17 protein-coding genes are annotated in these 16,992 nt (G+C 35.4%); all 17 read right to left on the reverse strand.

The window, feature by feature from the left end; translation table 11 throughout:
* Positions 1 to 72: 72 nt before the first annotated feature.
* Positions 73 to 1,053 carry a nucleoside hydrolase gene (locus JOC86_RS03770; RefSeq protein ID WP_205168427.1) on the reverse strand — a complete coding sequence of 327 codons (981 nt, stop codon included), beginning with the start codon at positions 1,051 to 1,053 and terminating at the stop codon, positions 73 to 75.
* A gap of 404 nt (positions 1,054 to 1,457) precedes the next feature.
* Positions 1,458 to 2,300, reverse strand: a complete 843-nt coding sequence (locus JOC86_RS03775; RefSeq protein ID WP_205168428.1) for a DegV family protein — start codon at positions 2,298 to 2,300, stop codon at positions 1,458 to 1,460.
* Between the two features lie 199 nt (positions 2,301 to 2,499).
* Positions 2,500 to 2,751 carry a DUF2535 family protein gene (locus tag JOC86_RS03780; RefSeq protein ID WP_205168429.1) on the reverse strand — a complete coding sequence of 84 codons (252 nt, stop codon included), beginning with the start codon at positions 2,749 to 2,751 and terminating at the stop codon, positions 2,500 to 2,502.
* A gap of 89 nt (positions 2,752 to 2,840) precedes the next feature.
* Complete coding sequence (locus tag JOC86_RS03785) at positions 2,841 to 3,509, reverse strand: SOS response-associated peptidase (protein ID WP_205168430.1); 669 nt, start codon at positions 3,507 to 3,509, stop codon at positions 2,841 to 2,843.
* 215 nt (positions 3,510 to 3,724) lie between these two features.
* Positions 3,725 to 4,504, reverse strand: coding sequence for a nucleotidyltransferase domain-containing protein (locus JOC86_RS03790; protein WP_205168431.1), 780 nt, complete (start codon positions 4,502 to 4,504; stop codon positions 3,725 to 3,727).
* A gap of 386 nt (positions 4,505 to 4,890) precedes the next feature.
* Complete coding sequence (locus tag JOC86_RS03795; protein WP_205168432.1) at positions 4,891 to 5,376, reverse strand: dihydrofolate reductase; 486 nt, start codon at positions 5,374 to 5,376, stop codon at positions 4,891 to 4,893.
* Positions 5,373 to 6,167 carry a thymidylate synthase gene (locus tag JOC86_RS03800; protein ID WP_205168433.1) on the reverse strand — a complete coding sequence of 265 codons (795 nt, stop codon included), beginning with the start codon at positions 6,165 to 6,167 and terminating at the stop codon, positions 5,373 to 5,375. The genes JOC86_RS03795 and JOC86_RS03800 overlap by 4 nt, the downstream gene beginning before the upstream one ends.
* 25 nt (positions 6,168 to 6,192) lie before the next feature.
* Entirely contained in the window at positions 6,193 to 6,879 is a 687-nt protein-coding gene (locus JOC86_RS03805; protein ID WP_338021705.1) for an anthrax toxin lethal factor-related metalloendopeptidase, read from the reverse strand.
* 274 nt (positions 6,880 to 7,153) lie between these two features.
* Positions 7,154 to 7,735, reverse strand: coding sequence for a YpjP family protein (locus tag JOC86_RS03810; protein WP_205168434.1), 582 nt, complete (start codon positions 7,733 to 7,735; stop codon positions 7,154 to 7,156).
* Positions 7,736 to 8,133: 398 nt separating this feature from the next.
* The gene (locus JOC86_RS03815) at positions 8,134 to 8,910 is read right to left on the reverse strand and encodes a class I SAM-dependent methyltransferase (protein ID WP_205168435.1); all 777 of its coding nucleotides are present in this window, start codon (positions 8,908 to 8,910) and stop codon (positions 8,134 to 8,136) included.
* A 283-nt stretch (positions 8,911 to 9,193) separates the two neighbouring features.
* A complete protein-coding gene (locus JOC86_RS03820; RefSeq protein WP_205168436.1) occupies positions 9,194 to 9,631 on the reverse strand; it encodes a BrxA/BrxB family bacilliredoxin in 438 nt (145 codons plus the stop codon).
* 17 nt (positions 9,632 to 9,648) lie between these two features.
* Positions 9,649 to 10,773: a virulence factor gene (locus JOC86_RS03825; protein ID WP_205168437.1), complete on the reverse strand. Its 1,125-nt coding sequence runs from the start codon at positions 10,771 to 10,773 to the stop codon at positions 9,649 to 9,651.
* A gap of 75 nt (positions 10,774 to 10,848) precedes the next feature.
* Positions 10,849 to 12,732, reverse strand: a complete 1,884-nt coding sequence (locus JOC86_RS03830; protein ID WP_205170040.1) for an ABC-F family ATP-binding cassette domain-containing protein — start codon at positions 12,730 to 12,732, stop codon at positions 10,849 to 10,851.
* Positions 12,729 to 13,373 (reverse strand): HD domain-containing protein, encoded by a 645-nt coding sequence (locus JOC86_RS03835; protein WP_239587367.1) that lies wholly within the window; start codon positions 13,371 to 13,373, stop codon positions 12,729 to 12,731. The genes JOC86_RS03830 and JOC86_RS03835 overlap by 4 nt, the downstream gene beginning before the upstream one ends.
* A gap of 221 nt (positions 13,374 to 13,594) precedes the next feature.
* Positions 13,595 to 14,443: a DegV family protein gene (locus tag JOC86_RS03840; protein ID WP_205168439.1), complete on the reverse strand. Its 849-nt coding sequence runs from the start codon at positions 14,441 to 14,443 to the stop codon at positions 13,595 to 13,597.
* A 32-nt stretch (positions 14,444 to 14,475) separates the two neighbouring features.
* Positions 14,476 to 14,967 (reverse strand): hypothetical protein, encoded by a 492-nt coding sequence (locus tag JOC86_RS03845; RefSeq protein WP_205168440.1) that lies wholly within the window; start codon positions 14,965 to 14,967, stop codon positions 14,476 to 14,478.
* 151 nt (positions 14,968 to 15,118) lie between these two features.
* The gene (locus JOC86_RS03850; RefSeq protein ID WP_205168441.1) at positions 15,119 to 16,816 is read right to left on the reverse strand and encodes a formate--tetrahydrofolate ligase; all 1,698 of its coding nucleotides are present in this window, start codon (positions 16,814 to 16,816) and stop codon (positions 15,119 to 15,121) included.
* Positions 16,817 to 16,992 lie beyond the last annotated feature (176 nt).

The following is a 16,992-nucleotide window of genomic DNA, read 5'->3' on the forward strand; positions in this document are numbered from 1 at the left end:
TTTTTGTTGAAACTTATTTTGATGCAATCATTATCTGACCAAGTTAATAAATGAAAAAAATGGTTTTTCTCCCTATTGTCTTTCCTTGGGGGAAGATAAAAAAGCATTGAATACTTGCTTAATGAACACGTTATAATTAAATTGTAATGCGACATTATGGACTGGCCAACTTTCTTTATCTGGGGAATCTCTAAAATCTCCAGCGCTTTGTCCAATTGTAACCCCTTTATTTACCGAAACTTTTATGGGTACCTGTTTAAATGATATCTCAGATTGTTCCGTAATTGACCAGATTGCTAATAAATCATGAAGTGGACTACCAGATATAGCTGGATAGTTTTTCTTATAAAAATCATAATAGTAATCTACCATAGGCTTTATAAGAAGACCAACTTTATCTTCCTGATTTTGATAATAATCATTAAGGCGATTAATCATTGCTGGTGTAAAAATGGCATACATCGTAACATCCAATGGAATTATATAGACTTTCATAGGTGCCATCTGGAGAACGATATTGGCAGCGTAAGGGTCACCGTGAAAATTGGCTTCGGCTAGTGGAGTTACATTCCCAGGGACAGTAAATGCTCCTCCCATTATGTAAATATCTTTTAAATGTTTCATTGTTTCTGGATAAAGAACAAAAACGGTAGCTAATGAAGTTAATCTGCCCGCACAATAGATCGTCAGCTCTCCTTTATACTGATTCACAATTTCTACAACTTTATAGAAATTTTCGGAAACAGGTCCATTATTGGATTCGCTATCTTCAGGTATGATCGACCCTAGACCTGCTACACCATGAATTTCAGGAAAGTAATTTGGAAGATCTCCGGTTAAGGCAGAAACTGCTCCACTAATAACAGGTATATTTGTTATACCGAATTTATTTTGGAGAAAATAGATATTTCGAAGGGCATCTTCTTTAGAAATATTTCCATAGTCCGCTACAAATCCAACGATTTCAATCTCTTCAGTATAATAGGAATAAATGGTTGCCACTATATCATCAACTCCAAAATCACCGAAGAATAGAACTTTTTTCTTTAACATCATTTCACCCTCCTTCTTACTATTATATGGAAGAAATGAATTATCTTTCATATAAATTACGAATAGAGGATGAGAATTCTTAAACTCACTTAATCTTCGTATCCATTTATTCTCTTTTCGCTAAGACTTTGCTGCTCTTATTCAATCATAAACATCTTAAATCATTCAATCCTAATGAAACATTTATTGCATTGACGGAAAGATGCCAATGAGCCTTCGTCTTTACAGGTTTCTTTTCTTGTTCGAAAGCAGCACCCTATGCGAAAACTGCCTTTCAAAATAAAAAGGGCCAGCCCAAAACTAAGGTGTCAGGAACCACAACATCAATATATAGAAGAATCCCTCATGATAACTTCTATATACGGACAAGCATAGTGGTTCCTGACCCGTATGGACGACCCCATTTATTTTAGATAATACATGAATCCAATCGCTCCTACTCCAGTATGAGTACTAATAATCGGCGTTGTTTCTTCTATTTCAATTTCATCAAATCCTGTTAATTCAACTAATTTCTTTTTTAAATTTTGTGCAAGTTCATTTCCATCTGCATGGACCAACCCGATTTTTCCAATGGTTCTTCCTTTGATATCCTCTACAAATTGTGAAGCCAAATATTTTATTACTTGTGAATGGCTTCGTACTTTGGCAACTGGAGTATATTCTCCACCAGCTAAAGAAGCGATTGGTTTAATATTCAGTAAAGATCCGATCATTGCTCGTCCTTTTCCAATTCTTCCGCCTTTTACGAGGTTTTCCAATGTATCAACTACAACAAAAAGCTTGGTCTGATGTCGAATTTCCTCAAGATGAGCCAAAATGCTATCTAGATTATTACCTCTCTGTGCTAATTTAGCCGCCTCTATTACTTGAAAGCCCATCCCTTTCGAGATAAATCTAGAATCAATCACATGGACGTTTGATTCTGACATATCGGCTGCACTCTCTGCAGATCTTACCGTACCGCTCATCTTTCCAGTCATATGAATGGAAAGAATAGTACTTCCATCAGCCCCTAGTTGGTTATACAACTCTAGAAAAGTCCCCACTGCGGGCTGTGAACTTTTTGGAAGCTCTTTGGAATTCTGCATTTTTTCAATAAACTGACTTGGGGTAATATCTACTCGATCTAAAAATGTTTCCCCTTCAATTGTAAGGGAGAGGGGAACAACATGAATATTATATTGACGTATCATTTCCTCTGATAAATCCACTGTTGAATCTGTAACGATTTTAATTACTGTCATTATGCCACATCCTATCTGCCAATTCATATGTATTATAACGTTAATTCGAACTAGATAAAATAGATAGGGATTGAATTCTAGTCACTTTATACTAAACATATAGGATATAACTAAAAAGGTGTGACCCTCAAATACCCTATTCTTACCATTCAATTAAAATGGTAAGTCAGGTATATTAAGCGATCAACACCAAAGGCTTTTACGCATTATTTTTAAGCTTTACACATTGGTAGATTTGTTCATACTCAGACCATTTTACTGCCCTCTTTAAATAATCTCTAAAACAAAAAGTTTTCTTTTGAGATTTTTCATGATTGACGTACATAATAAATTGCTGAAGACGAGTGTTTACTTTAAAATAAAGTGGATTATCTTCCTCCAATACTGGGATTTCTAAGATCTTGACCCTCTGTCCAGCTTTTGTCTTAAACTCAAAGCTTTTCGTTATCAAAATATCAATCCTCTTTTTCACCCGTTTGATATTATTATAACCTAAAATCGATCTAATGAATGTCAAAATATGTTGAGTATGAAAAATTTTTACGACATTCTTTGGATACAAGATATAGAATCATTAGATGGGGAATTTACAACTTTAGATACAGGGTAGCTCTTCATTTTGTAATGATCATATGGCTGTAAAACTTTACTAGCATCATTAAAAGAGTAGTTATCTGTTTCTAACCACGCAGCAATATCTTCTTTATTTGTCAATATAACTGGCATCCGTTTGTGTACAGGTTGTACGAGCTCATTTGCTTCCGTCGTTAAGATCGTTGAAGTAATCGTAACCTCCCCATCTTCTGTTTGCTTATCCCACAATGCTGCAAATACAAACGGTTCACCATTTTCGAGTGTAAACCGGATAGGTAGCTTTTCTCCATTTTCCTGTTTCCATTCATAAAAACTGTCAGCCATGATCACGGCTCTATTTTTATTTATTAAGTGTTTAAAGCTAGGTTTTTCTCCTATTGTTTCACTTCTTGCATTTATTAAAGGCGTAAATCTTTTTTTGTTCTTTACCCAGAAAGGAGTTAGCCCCCATTTTGTTGGGCCAGCACGACGAGATTTCCCATTTTGAATCATTGTAAGAATCGATTGGGACGGAGCAATATTATATCTAATACCCCATTCTTCAACCATTTGGTCAATCATAAATTCTTCCATTAGCTGATCAATTGGTGTAGTTAACGTGTACCTGCCACACATAGTTCCCACTCCTTTTCATTCTCTATCCCAATTGTATTTCGAGTTAAGGAGAATTTCAAATGACAATAATTAAAATATACTTGAGACTAAACAAAGTGATGCTTACTAGTATAAATGAGGAGATACTCGATTTTTACAAGATTATGGGTCCGTTTTGGGATATAAAGTGGGAAATACCAAAATATAATGGAATGATTTTTGCATTTAAATACTTACTACCAAACTTCATCCAATGTGTTTTGAAATAACCGATTTAATTGCATTGTAGAATCTGGAATTTTCATTTTTATAGTTTTTGCATATGTTTGTAAGCGAGAAATTTCTTGATCAAGAAATTCATTAATAATGTCAACTTGAGGTTCTAAATTCAATTCGTCCCCCAACATTTTCCGTTTTAGTAATATGGTGATTTCTTCTTTCAATTTTCCCGAAGGTACCACTTCTAATAGTGTTTGAAACTCTAAAGGCGGAAATTCATTAAATTGTTGAATCCAACGAGCTGCAAGAACAGGCCGGAGAACATAAAAATATTTTTTGATTTTTACTTCTTTTCGATGTCGGTAATCTCGGAAATTTTTGCTAGCCATATTTAAGTAATGATTTAAACAAGAGCTAGGAGCAAAAATAGTTGATTTTAGCTCTTCCATTTTTTCTATTGTTGAATAAGCTTGATAATAAACAATACTGGAACATAGCCACTCTAGTAGTGGGGGATTCGATTTTCTAAACAATTTAAGGGCTTTTGTTAGCTCCCAACCTGATACATCTAATAAATGATTAACAGGGAGTTCGATAACATCTCGTTTATTCCCTACTCCTATAGGATCGATGGATAAATAATGCTCTTTTTTATGTATATAGATAAATCTAACATCATAATCACTGTCTTTTGATGGGAACCCCCACGCCCTACTACCAGATTCACACGCGTATAAAACTTTTACATTATGATCTTCCTCGATTTGTTGAAGCATTTTTATTATCGTTTCTTTCAAAATAATCCCCCATCTTCTTTTAGATAATAAGTATTTTCCCTAGTGAATCTCCTATTTTAGTACTTCGAGTTAAATTAAGAGTTATACTTTATTATTTATTTTATCTTATCGTTATAGAAGGGAAAATTTATCTTTTTCATTTGAATTGTCTAGTCAAATTATTAAGGAAGAAGGCTACCTTCAATTAACGTTATTATATACTAAACCAAAAAGGGCTGACCCAAAACCAAGACTCATAACCACAACTTCTATAAATAGAAATATAGTGGTTCTAAACCTTTTAGGGACAGCCTCTAATTTAAAGGGAGCTTTGTATTTGTAAATCTATAAATTGAATCTTCAAATTCATGAAATGATAATCATTAATAAAAGCTTTTTACATCATTCTATTTACTTTCATAAATCTGAAATTCATAATCATACGGATTTTTTTCATTTCTAGGTCCTTTTTCATTTGATATAAGTGAAAACTTTTCCCATGGAATCTTTGGAATATAAGTATCCCCTTCAAATGATGCATAGATCTTAGTTACATATAATCGATCTACAAAGGGCAGAAACATTTTAAATACTTCTGCACCACCGGTCACCATTACTTCTACTTCCTTTTCATCTGCGTAGTGAAGAATATCTTCGACTTCATGGAAAACGATGCATCCTTCTGCTTTATAAGAAGCATCTCTGGTTAATACGATGTTCTCTCTTCCTGGTAAAGGTTTTCCAATGGATTCATATGTTTTCCTCCCCATTACGATTGGGTGTCCCATCGTTGTTTCTTTAAAGAATTTTAAGTCGGCAGGAAGATGCCATGGAAGCGAATTATTTTTGCCAATCACTCCATTTTGATCCATAGCCCAAACAAATGAGATCATACAGCAACCACTCCTTTAATATGTGGATGTGCTTCATAATTCTCTAAAGTGAAATCATCGAATTTAAAAGAGAAAATGTCTTTGACATCCGGATTAATTTTAATCGTAGGGAGTGTTTTAGGTTCCCTAGAAAGCTGTAATTCAACTTGTTCTAGATGATTTTGATAAATATGAACATCGCCAAATGTATGAATAAATTCACCTGGTTGTAAATCGCATGATTGGGCAATCATTAACGTCAATAATGCATACGAAGCAATATTAAAAGGTACTCCTAAGAATACATCTGCTGAACGTTGATAAAGTTGACAGGAAAGCTTCCCATCAGCCACATAGAATTGAAACATACAATGGCACGGTGGTAATGCCATTTTATCAATTTCAGCTACATTCCAAGCATTGACAATCAATCTTCTTGAATCGGGGTTCGTTTTAATCGTATTAACTAATTCTTTAATTTGGTCGACAGTATTTCCATCTGCACCTGTCCATGACCTCCATTGATGTCCGTACACAGGTCCTAAATCACCTTTTTCATCAGCCCACTCATTCCATATCCGTACCCCATTGTCTTGAAGGTATGCTACATTGGTATCTCCATTTAAAAACCAAAGAAGTTCATGAATAATGGACTTCAAATGTAATTTCTTCGTTGTTAGCAAAGGAAATCCTTTACTAAGATCAAATCTCATTTGATATCCAAACGTACTGATTGTACCGGTTCCGGTCCGGTCTTCTTTTTTTGTACCATTTGATAATACATGTTGGCATAGGTCAAGATACTGTTTCATCGTTCTAGTCTCCCTTTAGATCGAATTAAATTTCTTTGAAAAATCGGTATGTTGCTGGCGCTTTCTTCTTTAAGAGCTTTCTAGTTTCATCGTTTAAATAAAACATTGTAAATGTTTCAGCAAAATACTCTTCTTGATACTGGGTAAAATAAGCTTGGTTTTGGAAAATTAATGTGGATTCACGTTTCCAAATATTTAAGAATTCCATGTCTATATAAAGATCATTAAGGACATATCGATCAATACTATGCGCGAGCTCATGCAATTCTAGATTTTCAGAACCGTGCCCCATACCTTTATCACTATGACCAATCTTAACAAGGACCAGTTTAGAACCACCAATTCCTGGAACTTGATCCCATGTTTTTTCTTTACTAGTGTACCCTCTTGGGGTTACACCTTTCAAGTGATCCGTTGAAGGAAAATCGGTTAATTGCTCTTGAAATAATCTTATTTTAATTTCCTTAGAGTTTACTTTTTCAAGGAGGTTGGTAGGAAGATGATCTAATCGTTTGACAATAGCTCTTACCTCATCCTCATCATACGTTTGTGGTGGTAAAAGGACAATCTCTTTTAAAACAGAAGATTGAAGAGCGAGGTCAGAGGAAAGCTTTGAGTTTTTAAGTAAAACCCCACTATAGCTTGCTTCTGTATGATGCCAGAGAAACATGATGATTGTGAGAGCCACAAAGAGAAGTCTCGGTTTATTCACACATGTTGCCACCCTTCGTCAGCTATATTCCGTACATTTTACAAAACTATAACTCTAGTATAACATATGAAGTTTTTGATACCGGGATGTAATATCATCCATTAACAAATGGGGAGTAAAATACATTTTAACTACGAATCGAATGGGGAGGTCACTGCATTAAACAGAATAAGGACAAAATAAAACTGACACTAATCCATCATTTGTGATGGATTAGTGCCAGACCTTTTTCATATTAGAACTTTTCATAAAGAGATAGTTTAATAGAAAAAAATTATGAAACTGACATCCATTGCGGCGGAGTATTTTTATCCCAATAGATACTTCCTAAATGATGATGTGATTGATAATCATCACGGTGGGTATGATAATGGAAATTAAAATAATAACCTTCAAGTGGAGGGTGATCTTTTCTTACATGAAAGCGAATGATATCCTTACCTGTACGTGAATCTAAAATATGAAATATCTTTTCACTTTTTGCGTATGAAGGAACTTCTGAAATCTCGAAGGAGGATAAATCTTCTTCTGGATATTGAGAAGCCATAGAAGAAATGGCTTCTTCCATTTTCGGAAGGATTACTGTTTTAAACTCATCCTCAATCACGGGTTTAATTTTATCCCCAAACTTTATGTATGATTGTTTTTCAGCTTCCTCCATCATATTTTGCACAAAATGCTGATGATCATAAATAACTTGTTGATCTTCAGAACTTTTTTCAGATTGAAAATTTTGTTTATTATTCTGTTTGCTTAATTCTTCATTATTATTCAATACCGCCTGTGCAGGGGTAACGAGACCGAATGTTAAAATAGATACTAGGACGACAAAGGACTTTCTAACCCAATTAGCCAATGGTATGTACTTCCCTTCCTATGTATTTCTTCAATTCTATTATACAAGGATATACGGTTAAAAGGGGCAAAGGTTTCAAAAATTTTATTAAACACCCATCAAAAGTCATATTATTGACACAAGCTATTCATTAATTGTGAAAAATCAGTGAAAAGTTTTTAGGACTCTCACTTACGAAGTTTCATTTAATAAAGGATATGAATGAAAAAGTGTGGTAGTATAATATTAGAATACGTTTTAAGGAGGATTTCATCATGAGCGTCGATATCATGATAAGCATTGGTTTACTATTGCTTCTTCTATATTTTACATCCCTAACATTCACTGATTAATAAAATCCGAACCCCTTAAATGGACTCCTTACTGTACATACCATTTTAAAAAGGGGTTCATTTATTTTAAGTCAATGCAATGACTCCAAAGTGGAATTTTGACGAAGGTCTATTGATTACTTCAAAACCATGCTTTTCAAAAGTTGATGAACGAAAGTGATCCTTGAGAATGACCCGATATTTTGCTACTCTTTTTGCTTCCTTTATCATTTCTGAATCCAAAAGGTCGGGGGAAGCCCAGGCTCTTAAGGAATTAATCCCATCCGATTCAGCTATTGATTGATGAAACATGGGGTCAAAATAAACACAATCAAACGAATTCGGGGGCAATTCTTTTAAATAGAAAAGTGAATGAGTATTGACTACTTGAATATTTTTCATGGCTGTATTTAATTCTTCCAAATTAGTTTGCCAAGAATGTAAGCCTTCTTTGACAATATAAGCTACAAAGGGGTTTTCTTCGAGCCCTACAATTTCACCTGTCTTTCCAACTGCAAAACTTGCTACTATACTGTCAGATCCAAGACCTAACGTACAATCTAGCAAGGACATCCCTTTTTGAAGTTGCGCAGTTTGAAGAAAAGGATCCTCTTCCCCGTTTATTACTCTTTTTAGACGAAATGAAGCAGAGTTTGGATGAAAAAAGAATGGCTCTTCACTCTGATGATGGAATAATTCCACCCGATTTTTTCCAACAACCATACAACGATCCTTTTCATGGTTGAGCAATTTTCTAATAGATTGTTTATTTCGATTATGATAAGGAATGTTAAAACGATTAGCAATAGCCTTCGCCTTTTTGATCATATCCTCATTCGTTCTCCCAGCTGTAGTTATAAACAAGTTTCCCCATCCTTTTCAAAAGAAGCGGCTGTCTCATAAGGATTCCGGAACCCCTATGATTGTTCGTATACAGCAGCTTCCCTGAGAGTTTCTTCTTATATTTAAGTTGTGGTTCCTGATAACTTGGTTTTGGGACATTCCCTCTAATAAAATAGAAAAACGGCAGCACCCAAAGGCACCAGAAATCACAAAAATGATCCATTTAGAAGAGTTTAAAATCTTCTTTTCTATGTTTCTGAAACTTTATTTGGGGCAGCCGCAAAGCTAATTTATTGTCTTCTAACTAATCACAATTCTTCTCAAATCCAGCCTGTAAATTTCCTATAATATCTTCAATGTTTTGACCCTCTATTTGTTCTCTAGGAATAAAATGTACTACTTCTTTGCCTTTTAATAAAGCCATTGAAGGTGATGAAGGTTCAAATCCATCAAAGTATTCACGCATTTTAGCTGTCGCTTCCCTATCCTGCCCTGCAAATACAGTAACTAAATGATCGGGGGCTTTCTCGCTATTTAAGGCTGCTTGTGTCGCGGCTGGACGAGCTAGTCCTGCAGCACATCCACATACGGAATTCACTACCACAAGGGTAGTACCCTCTACCTTGTTCATATAACTTTCTACTTCCCCTTCTGTGGTCAGCTCTTGAAATCCTGCTTGAATCAGCTCCTGCCTCATCGGTTTCACTAATTGCTTCATATATTCTTCATATGCCATTGACATAAATGAATTCCCCTTTCTTATTGTTGTCGTGCTTCTGTCATTTGCTTCCAAACAGAACCTTTTGCTTCTTCCCCGCCTTCAATTCGTTCAATCGCCATTTTTACTTGAAGTTTCACTTCAAATTCATGGTCATTTTCAGCTTCTTTTAAAGCAGGTAGTGCATTCTTGTCCCCTATTTCATAAAGAAACATAGCCGCTCTCCAACGGACAAGTTTACTCTTATCTTTTAAGGCATTAATCATATACGGGATCGCTTCCTCAAAACCTAAATCTGAAAAACAATCTCCAGCTGTTCTTCTAACTGTAACAGTCTTATCTACTAATCCTCTATGCAATAGTGGTAAGACCTTTTTATCCTCTATCATCCCTAAATAGACAACAGCTAAACGACGAATCGATGCTTTTTCATCCTCTAAAGCTTTTTCTAGAAACGGTAAGTCTTCAAGTGTTGGTTGTTCCATACTATCCAATGCCTGATATCTTGTTTGCCAATCAGGTGCATCTAGCATATCTGGTGTTACTTTTATCCGTTCTTTTTTAGATGTCTCTTGTGAGATTTCAGGATTATGAGCCTGGTTAACAAGCGATTGAATTCTATCTTTAGGGTAAGCAGCCATTATTTCTTCTATGACATTCACACCAATTTGTTCAAGATCGCCATATCGTACACCGAAATCTTTCCACTTTCTTAGGAGAACAACATTATCTCCCTCGACCTGCGCTTCAGCTATAGCTTTCACAAATCGTTCTGGCAACGAAAAACGTTTCTCTTCATTACCGTCAGATAATTTAACTTGCATGGGGATCCCTTTAAATATTTGGACAGATACTGTTACCTCTCCAAAATGTTCATCGACGTTAGCTTTTGCGTTAGCTTCCTTTGCGTCTTCTCCGAAACATTTCCTTACTTTTGGGAGGAGGTCCTGCCAATCAAATTTTGCATTTCTTTCTACTGCTAAAAAGTCTGCAACATGATAGACACCTTTAATTCCTTCAATATTTAATATGTCTTGAATGACCTTTGGTGCACCCTCTTTGGAATCTTTCTTATAGTTATTGCTCTTTCCAGCAGATAATTCTTTGTCCAATATGATTTTCATTGTATTCGGACTTGGTGTTGGTTCAATGGATAAAATATTCACCGAATCACTCCTTTGCATAAAACAAATCTTTTCTATATCTTAACATACGGGCATCATTACAATAAAATCGAAAGCTTACTCTCCTGCAATTTCCGAAAGGTATGTCCATCTCTCGATTAAATACTCTAATTGGCTATTCAATTCCTCTGATTCCTTCATCAGATTTTGAGCCGCTTCAAAGTTACTTCCAGAAGTCGATAATTCCTTTTCTACTTCCTCAAGCCTCAATTCCGTTTGTTCAATTTTATCTTCGATTTCTTCCCACTCAATCTTTTCCTTATAGGTCATTTTTTTCTTCTTTGGAGGAGAATCAACTATCTTTTTATCATCTCTTATGACTTTTTTCTCATTGATCTTGCTACGTGTTTCCATTTCAAGGTACTCTGTAAATTCTCCATAATAACTTCCAATAACACCATTCCCTTGAAAAATTAGAAGCTGTGTAGCCACTTTATCCAAGAAGTAGCGATCATGTGATACCGTAATAACGACACCAGCAAACTCAAGTATATAATCTTCAAGCACTGTAAGAGTTTCTGTATCTAAATCATTTGTCGGCTCATCAAGAAGTAGGACATTTGGTCGTTTCATAAGAAGTTTAAGAAGAAATAATCTTCTTTTTTCTCCACCTGATAGCTTTTTGATCAATGTACCATGTGAATGCATTGGAAACAAAAAACGTTCCAGCATTTGGGCAGCAGAGATTTGCTCACCCTTTTCAGTCGTAATCACCTCTGCTGATTCACGTATATATTCAATCATTCTTTGACTTTCATTCATTTCTTCATGCTCTTGTGTATAATAAGCAATATTAACCGTTTGACCTGTCACTAAGGCCCCTTCATCCAAAAGGGATTTTCCTCCCAAAATATTTAATAAGGTAGACTTTCCTGAACCATTTTTTCCGACAATTCCAATTCTGTCACCAGGCTTAATGAGGTAATTAAAATGATTTAATATGATTTTACTATCAAATTTCTTCCCAGCATTTTCAAATTCGAACACCTGTTTACCAAGTCTGCTTCCGGCTATTCCAATGGTTAAATCATCAGATGATGTTACTTGATTAACCCCTTTTTCAATGTTTTCAAAGCGTTGAATTCTTGCTTTTTGTTTTGTTGACCTTGCTTTGGCCCCTCTTCTTATCCAAGCCAATTCACGACGGTACAAATTTTTCTGTTTCTCAGCTGTTTGTTTCTCTTCTTCTTGTCTTAAAGCTTTTGCTTCTATAAATGATTGATAATTCCCTTTATAGCTATAAAGGTGGCCCCCATCTAATTCAAAGATTTTATTTGAGACCGAATCAAGGAAATAACGATCATGTGTTACGACTAGGACGGATCCGGCATACTTTGAAAGAAAGTCTTCTAACCATTTAATCGATGCAAAGTCAAGATGGTTGGTAGGTTCATCTAGTATAAGAAGATCTGGAGTTTCGATTAATACTTGCGCAAGGGCAACCCTTTTTTTTTGACCACCGGATAACTCTTTGATCACTTTATTAAATTTATTCAGCCCTAGCTTAGTAAGAATCGTTTTTGCATTTGCATTAGCATCCCAAGCTTGGTATTGGTCCATTTGCTTTTGCGCTTGAAATAATTCCTCCTGAATAGAGGTGTCTTCTGGATTCTTTTCTAATTTGGCTATTACCTGTTCATATTGACGCATTGTTCGAATGATGACCGCATCACTTTCAAAAACTTGCTGGAGTACTGTTAACTCAGGGTTCAGCTCTGGATTTTGTGATAAATAGGAGATACTATAATCGTTTGGCAGGGAAATAAATCCACTATCCGGCTCATTTATGGAGGCAATCATTCTTAATAGTGTCGATTTCCCGGTACCATTTACCCCAATTAATCCGATACGTTCTTTTTCTGCTATTGTAAAAGAAATATCTTTAAATATCGTTTTTTCTCCATAAGTTTTTGTCAAATTTTCCACTGAAAGTATTTTCATTGATGACCATTCCATTCATTAAAAAATTGTTTCAAAAAGCCTTCCATATAATGATGACGTTCTTCGGCAATCTCTCTTCCTGTGTTCGTACACATACTATCTTTTAGAGTAAGAAGTTTCTCATAAAAATGATGGATTGATGAGGTCTCACCATTTCGGTACTCTTCAATAGTCATATTTTTTCTGACCGATAATTCTGGGTTGTACAAGGACTGACCTTTACTTCCACCATAAGCGAATGTTCTTGCAATTCCAATAGCACCAATGGCATCAAGACGATCTGCGTCTCTAACAATCTTTGCTTCTATCGATGTTAACGTTTTTTGATTTCCACCTTTAAAGGAAACCGAATCAATAATATTTATTATTTTACTTTTATCTAATTGTGTTAAATTTAATTGATTTAAGATAGATTCTAGTAGTTTATGACCTATTATTCTAGATGAGTGTAATTTATCGTCCGGGACATCGTGGAGTAATGCAGATAACTCAATGATATATAAATCATCGATCCCTTCTTTTCTTCCAATATGTAAAGACAAATTACGTACTCTATCAATATGATGCCAATCATGACCACTTGCGTCCTTTTCTAAAATGCTTTTCACTTCATTTTCAGCAAGGAGTATCGCCTCATTCATAACATCTTCTCCTCTCATAAACATTGTAACAGATTACCTTAAAAGAATCGGTACTTTAAAATGATAAAACATGCTGGAAAAATTCGAAACAAAAAGAAGCTGTCCTATACCAAGATATATGGTATCACGACATCAAAATATAGAAGAATACCATATAACCCCTTCTATATGTGGACAAATCGACGTGATTCCAAAACCTTTTGGACAGCCATTTCCTATTATTAATCTTCTTCTGCAAACCAGCTAATGCCTAAGGTGTTCTCACCGACATGAACGCCTATTACAGCACCAAGAGGGTTGGCAGTAAATGAAATGCCAGGATACTTTACCGAGAATTCTTCAATCCAATTTTGTGCATCCTCTTTATTTAAACCGTATAGAATCGATACTGTATGAACTTTTCTTTTTGAAAGGGCTTCATCAAAATAATCTTTCATTCGGCTATACCCTTTATTAATGCTTCTTACTTTTTCTTTTACTGATAACTTACCATCTTCAATAGAGAGGATTGGTTTAATCTTTAATACAGACCCTATAAAAAATGATAGTCCATTCATTCTCCCACTTTTGTGAAGCTGTTCTAGGCTCCCTACCATAACATAGGTTTCAGCCCTATTTATTTTATTTTTTAATTGATGAATAACCTCATCAATGGATAATCCATTTTCCAACCACTTTATTCCCGATAATATGAGTTCAGTTAACGGATTCGATAGAATCTTTGAATCAATTACATCAACTGGGATATCTACTAGTTGTGCAGCTTGAGTGGCAGAAGAAACGGTACCACTGAAATGAGAAGATACATGGATGGAAATGATCCGGTCGTAAGAGACTGCAAGCTGGTCATAAAGTTCTTGAAAAATACCAATAGAAGGTTGAGAAGTTTTTATTTCCTTATCACTTGAATTTAATAGCTTGAATAATTCTTGAGGTGTCAATTCAATTCCATCTTGATATTCATCATCTCCAATCAAAATGGTCATCGGGACAACATAGATATCTGGATGCTTATTAATTGACTCATCGTTATGAACTGTACTATCTGTTACCCATGCTATCTTCAACATCATGCCCCCTTTTCATATATGAGTTGTACTAGTCAAGATGAATACGGTATTTCATCTAAAGTTTGGAGAAGATGCCGGACAAGTGCTGGTAATTCATCAATCATTTCTTCTGTTATAAATCTGTCAAAATGCACTACGGCTCTACAAGCTGAAGGCTTTTTGTTGGAATAAACCTCAAGCCATTCAATCTCTCTAGCTTCCCATGAACGAAGTAAATATTCATAATGATTTTTTGTTAAACACCCTTCTTTTCCTTCATATGATATTTGAATGGAGGCACCCCGTTCTCTTTTTTTAAATAATAATTCACCTGATAATTCTTCTAATCCTGCTGAAAGTTCAATTTTAGCATGAACAGCCATTTGTATACGTGAGTGGAAATAAATAGAATAGGTTCTTGAAAGGGAAGCGAGATCTACTAGATCTTTACGATTGACAATTTTTAATTCACCATTTAACTCGAGATCATACACAGCCCCTTCTAAGACTACTTTTAAATTGTCAAATGCAGTAGGGTCGAACATAGTTCCTCCTCAAATATGTACTTTAAACAGGGCTGTCCCATAAGGGTTAGGAACGCTATGATTGTTTATAAATAGAAGATACCTTAAAGGTTTCAGCTATATAGAAGATGTGGTTCCTTCTCCCTTGGTATTAGGACAACCATAATTTTTTCTAGAATAATCCAATTGCCTTTCCTTGTTCATCAACATCCATTTGATACGCTGCTGGTTGGCTAGGTAGCCCGGGCATCGTCATAACTTCTCCTGTTAAGGCCACAATAAAGCCCGCTCCAATTTTTGGTCGTAATTCACGGATCGTAATAATGAAATCCTCAGGTCTTCCTAAATTCTTTGCATCATCTGATAAAGAATATTGTGTTTTCGCCATACAGACAGGTAAATGGGCCCATTCAAATTTATCAATTTCATTTAATTGTTTTTTTGCTTTTACGGAGAATTCTACATTTTTTGCCCCATAAACATTTATTGCAATTGTTTTAATTTTTTCTTCTATACTTGTTTCTTCATTATATAAATGATTGAAATGATTGAAATGATTCTCATGCTTATCGATTATTTTAAGTACCTTTTGTGCTAAGTCGAGACCACCTTTTCCACCATGCTCCCAAACCTCAGTTAAAGATACAGCAACACCTTGGTCTTCACACCATTTTTGCAGTGCATTCAATTCTAAATCAGTGTCCGTTATAAAACGATTAATCGCAATAACAAATGGAACTCCAAATTTCTCAAGGGTTTCCATATGTTTTTTTAAATTTTGAAGCCCTTTTTCTAAGGCCTGTAAATCTTCCGTATTTAAATCTCCTTTACTTTGCCCACCATGCATTTTTAATGCACGGACTGTGGCAACGAGTACAACCGCATCAGGGTGAGCACCTAATGCACGGGTTTTAATATTTAAGAATTTCTCAGCTCCAAGATCTGCTCCAAAACCTGCTTCGGTTACGACAATATCAGAGAGCTTTAATGCGGCATTAGTGGCCATCACACTATTACAACCATGAGCAATATTGGCAAACGGACCTCCATGAATGAGGGCAGGTGTGTGCTCAATGGTTTGAACTAAATTAGGTTTTAATGCGTCTTTTAAAAGGAGCGTTAATGCACCTTCCACTCCTAAGTCTTTAACAGTAACTGGGGTTCTGTCATATTTATAGCCTATCACCATACTTGAAAGACGTTTCTTTAAATCCTGTAAATCTTTACTTAAACAAAGTACAGCCATAATTTCAGAAGCAACCGTAATATCGAAACCATCTTCACGTGGGACGCCTTGTACAGGGCCACCCAGCCCAATAACGACCTGTCTCAAAGCTCTATCATTCATATCTATAGATCTTTTCCAAGTAATTCTTCTCGCATCTATTCCTAAAGCATTCCCTTGGTGTATATGATTATCGATGAGAGCAGAAAGGGCATTATTTGCCGTAGTAATAGCGTGGATATCACCTGTAAAATGCAGATTTATATCCTCCATTGGAAGGACTTGTGCATAACCTCCTCCAGTCGCCCCACCTTTCATCCCCATTGTTGGACCAAGGGAAGGTTCACGCATCGCAATCATTGCCTTTTCTCCTAATAAATTGAAAGCATCACCTAAACCAACAGTCACAGTGGATTTACCTTCTCCTGCTGGTGTGGGATTTATCGATGTTACTAGTACAAGTTTCCCGTTTTTAACATCTTTCATTTGGCTCATTGCTTCATATGTAATCTTCGCTTTATAGGGTCCATATAATTCGATATCCTCTTGTTTTAAACCTATTAGTTCAGCAATTTCATTTATCGGTTTTAATTTCGAGGCTTGAGCAATTTCAATATCTGATTGGTGTTTAGCGCGTACTGACATTCTCTTTTCCTCCATTTATGTATCTTTTTTCTCATCTTATCATTCCACAGGATTCTTGTGTGAAAATTTTCTGATGCACTCATCTATTTTTTACAAAAAAACAGGATTCTGTTTATACAAAATTTACAAAAAATTTGTAATCTAATAGTATCGGGCGTAATAAAATCATTCTATAC

Origin of the sequence: Rossellomorea pakistanensis (assembly GCF_016908495.1) — a bacterium.
Taxonomy (GTDB): domain Bacteria; phylum Bacillota; class Bacilli; order Bacillales; family Bacillaceae_B; genus Rossellomorea; species Rossellomorea pakistanensis.